Origin of the sequence: Granulicatella sp. WM01 (genome assembly GCF_004570605.1) — a bacterium.
GTDB lineage: Bacteria > Bacillota > Bacilli > Lactobacillales > Aerococcaceae > WM01.
Genome location: NZ_SPPB01000081.1, coordinates 1 through 6,172, shown reverse-complemented (window position 1 = coordinate 6,172; position 6,172 = coordinate 1). Strand labels below are relative to the sequence as shown.

The following is a 6,172-nucleotide window of genomic DNA, read 5'->3' as shown; positions in this document are numbered from 1 at the left end:
TCTTCCAATTTCAATAATTTTCTGGTATTCTTATCCATGTGAAGCACCTCTTTACTATTTTGTCTCAACTTATAGTTTACTGGTTTGCTTCACTTTTTTCTATAAAAAAATAATCGTGTTGGCGAACCTTTTTGTTCACCAACACGATTTATTAAGTATAACAATCTATTTTTTATCTAACATATTTTAGCTTATATTTTTATGCTACGTATACAATGCTTTTTCTTCAGTTATTTAATCCATTTTATCAATCAGTGCTTTCATAGACAAATTGATACGTCCTTGTTTATCAATTTCAATAACTTTAACACGAACTTTTTGTTCTAATGATAAAACATCTTCAACAGATTTCGTACGTTCATGTGCTATTTCTGAAATATGCACTAATCCGTCTTTTCCTTTAACTAACTCAACAAATGCTCCAAATTTTTCAATGCGCTTAACTGTACCTTCATACACATTGCCTACTTCTACTTGATGCGTTAATTCTTCTATAATTTGAATAGCACGCTTTATCATGTCTGAATCAGATGAAGCAATGCTCACATTTCCTTCTTGATCAATATCAATTTTAACACCTGTTTCATCAATAATTGCATTAATAGTTTCTCCACCACGTCCGATAACAACTTTAATTTGATCTGGATGAATTTGAATCATTTCTATTTTTGGAGCATAAGGGCTAAGCTCTTGACGAGGAGCAGAAATGGTGCTCGTCAATTCCTCTAAAATTTCTAAGCGCGCTTTTTTAGCTTGCGTTAATGCCTCTGTTAAAATTTGTTCGGTTATTCCTTTAATTTTAATATCCATTTGCAAAGCTGTAATTCCTTGACTTGTTCCAGCTACTTTGAAATCCATATCGCCCAAATGATCTTCTAAACCTTGAATATCAGTCAATACTGTATACTGTCCACTATCTTCATTCATCACAAGTCCCATAGCAATTCCAGCAACTGGTGCTTTAATTGGTACTCCTGCGTCCATTAATGCTAGTGTCCCTGCACAAATACTTGCTTGTGAACTTGAACCATTTGATTCTAATACTTCTGACACTAAGCGAATGGTATAAGGAAATTCTTCTGGTGTTGGAATAACTTGTTTCAATGCTCGTTCTCCTAAAGCACCATGACCTATTTCACGACGTCCTGGACTTCCTGCACGTCCAGTAGAGCCAACTGAAAATTGAGGAAAATTATAATGATGAATAAATCGTTTCCCTTCCTCAATACCTAACCCATCTATAACTTGATGCTCTCCTAAAGGTGCAAGTGTCGCTGCAGTAAGTGCTTGAGTTTGCCCACGAGTAAACAATCCTGAGCCATGTACACGAGGTAGTAAAGCTACTTCTGAAGCAAGAGGTCTAATTTCATCTAATTGACGCCCATCTGGACGAATTTTTTCTTCTGTAATTAAACGTCTAACTTCGTCTTTCTCTAAATCATACGCAATTTGACTAGCCTCTTTTAAAATTCTGCTTAATTCTTCATGATCAGCATACTTTTCTTCAAAATACTGTATCAATTCTTCTTTAACAGCCTCAATATTTGCTTCACGTTCTAATTTTTCTACAGTTTGAATAGCACTCAACATTTTGGCTTTAAATAATTGAGTTGCTTCTTCAACTAATTGTTCGTCTAATTGCATCAACGCAATTGTCATTTTTTCTTTTCCAACTGCTTGTCTAATATGCTCTTGAAACTCTACTAACTCTTTAATAGCTTCATGACCGAATAATAAAGCATTCAACATATCTTCTTCAGAAACTTCTTTAGCACTACTCTCTACCATATTAATGGCTGTTTTTGTTCCTGCAACAGACAATTCAATATCGCTATTTTCTTTTTGTGAAACCGTTGGATTAATAATATATTGTCCATCTACACGACCAACATCAACACCTGCAATAGGACCATCAAATGGAATATCTGAAATACATAATGCTAAACTGGATCCAAACATTGCTGCCATTTCTGGTGAACAGTCTTGTTCAACAGATAATACTGTATTTGTAATTTGTACTTCATTTCTAAATCCTTCAGCAAACATTGGACGAATAGGTCTATCAATTAAACGTGCCGTTAGTGTTGCACTTTCACTTGGTCGACCTTCACGTTTGATAAATCCTCCCGGAATTTTTCCTACAGCATACATTTTTTCATTATAGTTCACTGTTAGCGGAAAAAAATCTCCGTCAATAGGATTTTTTGAACACACAACGGCACTTAATACAACAGTATCTCCATAACGAACCAATACAGCACCGTTTGCTTGCTTAGCTAATTGTCCGATTTCTACTTTTAATGGGCGATTTCCCCAAACTGTTTCAAAAACTTGTTTTGTTGACATAAATTCTCCTTTTCTACCACGCTACTAAACAAAAAACAACTATTTTATGAAATAGCTCTTTTTTGCATAGTAGTACTGTGGTCACATATATAATATTTTTCGTTGTGATGATAAATAAAAGCTATACAATAAATAGAATTGATAGCTAGGACTACAATTTAATTATCAAATCTAGTACTGTATACTTAACATGACCTAAAATCACAATTACTCTTTATTTGACATAAAACCTAAATAAAACGGCACTCCTAGGGAATGCCGTTCCAAAGTGGATTAACGACGTAATCCTAAACGTTGAATTAATTCACGATAACGTTGAATATCTTTGTTACGTAAATACGCCAATAAATGACGACGATGTCCAATTTTTTTCATCATTCCACGTGCAGAATGAAAATCTTTTTTATGCACACGTGCATGTTCATTTAAAGCATTAATTTCAGCAGTTAATACTGCGATTTGCACTTCTGGAGAACCAGTATCTCCTTCGTGTGTTGCATAAGCCTTAATGATTTCTGTTTTTTGTTCTTTAGAAATTGCCATTTCTAACACCTCTTCTTTCTTAAATGTTTCCTTATGCCGAGTGAATGGTTGGTGAAACCAAAAGACCAAGTATAAGGTACGTGTTTAATACACATTATCATTCTATCATAATCTAACACTACTGACTAGTTATTTACTCAATTTTATCCATAAAAAGATTTTTTTTAACATAGGGTACATTATGCTAAAACATGCTGCATTTAAAATGACCGTAGGCACAACTTTTTGGCTAAAATAAACCGACAGTTCAATGGTATTCAGTTTATGAATAATTCCCATAATATATTGTAGGCTATTTACACTAAATAACAAACAAATGTTACATAATAGGCGCAATGGGAAATTTTGCAAACTGAGATACGGTTGACATAATATAAAAATATACACAATTAATAAAAACGGTGTTGTATAAAAACTTAGTATTGGAGCGTAATAAAAATCATATATTAAACCGATAACAAGTGCAAAGTAAACATATCGTCTTTCAGGATAAAAAATAATTGCACTAAAAAATATCATATACGTTAACTGCCATACCATTTGATGTTCGCTTGTCATAAAGGCACTGTATGAATAAATGGATAGAATACCGTCTAAAAAAATAGGCAATATTAAACAAAATGGAAATATGATATATTGACTAATAAACCGTTTCATTCGTTTTGCACCTTCTCACTACTGCGCTTGACAATGGTAACGTAATAAATATCATGCAACTCTCCATACGGTTTGATTGACGCTTCTTTAAACAATCCACTATCGTCTACTTTAACCGATTCTACCACACCAACTGGTAAAGCACTCGGTGCGATCCCAGATAAACCTGAAGTTGATACAGTTTGATTTGGTTGAACATCTGCATTCAAATCAATATTTGACATAATAAAACGTTTTGTTGCATTGTCATATCTACTGATAACACCGTATGCACCGTCTTTTTGTGTTTGAATAACCGAGGATATTGAAATAGAATTTTCTTGAGCAGTCGTTAATAACATTACTTTTGCTGTTGTAGCACTCACTTCAGATACACGTCCGACCACACCACCATTCGACATCATTAACATACCAATCTCTAATCCATTGTCCTGTCCAACATTAATAACAAGTTGGTTAAACCATGTATCTGGTGAACGACTAATCACAGTAGCTGATACCGTTGTATAGTCTGATAAATCTTTTTTTAATTGCAATTCGTGTTTTAATGCAGCATTTTCTTTTTCTAAAGCCTCTTGCTTTAGTTGAAGCGAAAAATAATTATCCATATTTTTCTTTAATTCTTCATTTTCTTGGTAGGTGTTTACTAAATGATTAATGGAATTCGTCACATTTGATATAGCATTTGCAGGAGCAGACAATAAGCGATTAAACCAACTCATTGTTTCCGTGCCAGTTGAAGAAACGGTATTTTGATTTCCCACTAAAAGTGAAAAAGTTGTTAATCCAATTAATAAAACAATCGTAACCACTACAAATAATAGCCGCTTATTATTAAAAAATCTGTTCATTCTCATCCGTCCTTCAAGCAAATTCATCTTTCTATAAAATCATACCATTTTAAAGTTTATTTTTCATTAAAAAAACCTTTAAAAAACAAAAAAATTAAATAATTTTTTTATATCTTATTTCTGTCATATTCTCTCAAGATAAAACCTTATGTTATCAAGCATTCCAAGCTAGTCTTATTTTTCAAACATAAAGTATCATTGATTTAGTGCTATTTGTCTGTATCATTCAACATTAATATTAGATTAAAAAGATTTTTATTTATTTTTCACTAGAGGCATTAAATAGATGCCTTAATAGATCACACTATCCATACTAAAAATCTTATATAATTTATATCACATTCCTCCCGATAAGCTAACTATCAGTACACTAAAAAGAAACTATCTGACCATATTATCAATATATCAGAATATAAGCACGTTATTCATTTTGATATAATATTGGCATTAAATGCTATGTTCTTTTAAAATGTACTTTGCCATTACTCTATAATAAAGTGATGTGTAGAACCTATTATCAGTTATCTTTATTTTACATCATGTTTATATACTGCGTTCTTCTGATTACTCTAACATTATTAAAAAAACCTCACAAAAAGCAATAAGAAATCTTATCTACTTATTGATTTCTCACTGTTCATATGTCTTTTAAAGTTTAAAACTCTATCAAAAGGGACTGGGAAAAAACTAAAATTTAGCCTTTTGATTAACATTTGAAAAATTGAAAACAGCTTATAATCAACGTTTCTGATGACGTCATTATAAGCTGTTTTTATTTTTAAGACTTTTTTCCCAGTCCCATTTTGTCATTCATAGACTATTCATGATGACTTACACACTCTTATTATTGAGCTGCTTCAATTTTAGTAATTTTCACTTGCATTGATCCACCAGGTGTTTCAATAATCACAATATCGTTAAGTTTTTTTCCAATTAATGCACTTGCAATCGGTGAAACATTTGAAATTTTACCTTCTAGTGGACTAGCTTCTGCACCACCTACAATAGTGTATGTTTCTTCTTCTCCATCTGGCAATTCAATAAAAGTAACAGTTCTTCCCAAAGATACTTCATTTTTATCAATTGCTTGATCATCAATAATTTCTGAAAAACGTAACATTTTTTCAATTGTTGTAATGCGTCCTTCTACAAACGCTTGTTCATCTTTAGCTGAATCGTATTCTGAATTTTCTGATAAATCTCCGTAACTTCTCGCAATTTTAATACGTTCAATAATTTCAGGACGCTTAACAAGTTTTAATTCTTCTAACTCAGCTTCTAACTTTTCTTTACCTTCTAAAGTCATTGGATATGTTTTCTCTTCCATTATAACCTTTGCCACACCTTTCTTTGCCTTTAAATAAACAATATCGTTACCATACCACGAAGAGAGAATAAAAGCAATCAAAATTTAACTATATTTCAATTTTTTTTAAAACTCGAATTGTAAAGCCAAGTGCAACAGTACATGAAAAATACTAAAGTCACAGTCTATGTCTGTGTGCGACATAGTTGTTTTGTAATGGAATAGGTGTAACGGTCAAGGTATTAGCGTAGCGAGCCTTTACGGTTACACCTATTCTGTTATAGTTTATGTCGTTGCACACAAACGATTAAACATAGTATGAGGTGTATCATAGTCTAGTATACGTCTAGGTCTATTATTTAACGCATTTTGTATAGTTGTTATCATTTGAATAGGTACTAAATTAAATGATTTTCCCTTTGGTAAAAATTCTCGAATTAAACCATTGTGATTTTCATTAGTCCCTCGT

The 6,172-nt window shown here is 32.2% G+C and carries 5 protein-coding genes and 1 pseudogene; all 6 read right to left on the bottom strand.

From position 1 onward, the window contains the following. Positions 1 to 234: 234 nt before the first annotated feature. Positions 235 to 2,346 (bottom strand): polyribonucleotide nucleotidyltransferase, encoded by a 2,112-nt coding sequence (gene pnp / locus E4T68_RS08140; RefSeq protein WP_135125871.1) that lies wholly within the window; start codon positions 2,344 to 2,346, stop codon positions 235 to 237. A gap of 273 nt (positions 2,347 to 2,619) precedes the next feature. Continuing rightward, complete coding sequence (rpsO, locus tag E4T68_RS08135) at positions 2,620 to 2,889, bottom strand: 30S ribosomal protein S15 (RefSeq protein ID WP_135125869.1); 270 nt, start codon at positions 2,887 to 2,889, stop codon at positions 2,620 to 2,622. Between the two features lie 129 nt (positions 2,890 to 3,018). Then, positions 3,019 to 3,546 (bottom strand): rod shape-determining protein MreD, encoded by a 528-nt coding sequence (gene mreD / locus E4T68_RS08130; protein WP_135125867.1) that lies wholly within the window; start codon positions 3,544 to 3,546, stop codon positions 3,019 to 3,021. After that, positions 3,543 to 4,397, bottom strand: coding sequence for a rod shape-determining protein MreC (gene mreC / locus E4T68_RS08125; RefSeq protein WP_167753871.1), 855 nt, complete (start codon positions 4,395 to 4,397; stop codon positions 3,543 to 3,545). The genes mreD and mreC overlap by 4 nt, the downstream gene beginning before the upstream one ends. An 844-nt stretch (positions 4,398 to 5,241) precedes the next feature. Further along, positions 5,242 to 5,724, bottom strand: a complete 483-nt coding sequence (gene greA / locus E4T68_RS08120) for a transcription elongation factor GreA (protein ID WP_135125873.1) — start codon at positions 5,722 to 5,724, stop codon at positions 5,242 to 5,244. A 264-nt stretch (positions 5,725 to 5,988) separates the two neighbouring features. Next, positions 5,989 to 6,172 (bottom strand): annotated as a pseudogene (locus E4T68_RS09620) (IS30 family transposase); the annotation flags it as partial.

What these genes read in the sequence shown, in the direction of transcription:
- pnp (WP_135125871.1), bottom strand. Translation starts at nt 2,346, where the DNA reads ATGTCAACAAAACAAGTTTTTGAAACAGTTTGGGGAAATCGCCCATTA.
- rpsO (WP_135125869.1), bottom strand. Translation starts at nt 2,889, where the DNA reads ATGGCAATTTCTAAAGAACAAAAAACAGAAATCATTAAGGCTTATGCA.
- mreD (WP_135125867.1), bottom strand. Translation starts at nt 3,546, where the DNA reads ATGAAACGGTTTATTAGTCAATATATCATATTTCCATTTTGTTTAATA.
- mreC (WP_167753871.1), bottom strand. Translation starts at nt 4,397, where the DNA reads ATGAACAGATTTTTTAATAATAAGCGGCTATTATTTGTAGTGGTTACG.
- greA (WP_135125873.1), bottom strand. Translation starts at nt 5,724, where the DNA reads ATGGAAGAGAAAACATATCCAATGACTTTAGAAGGTAAAGAAAAGTTA.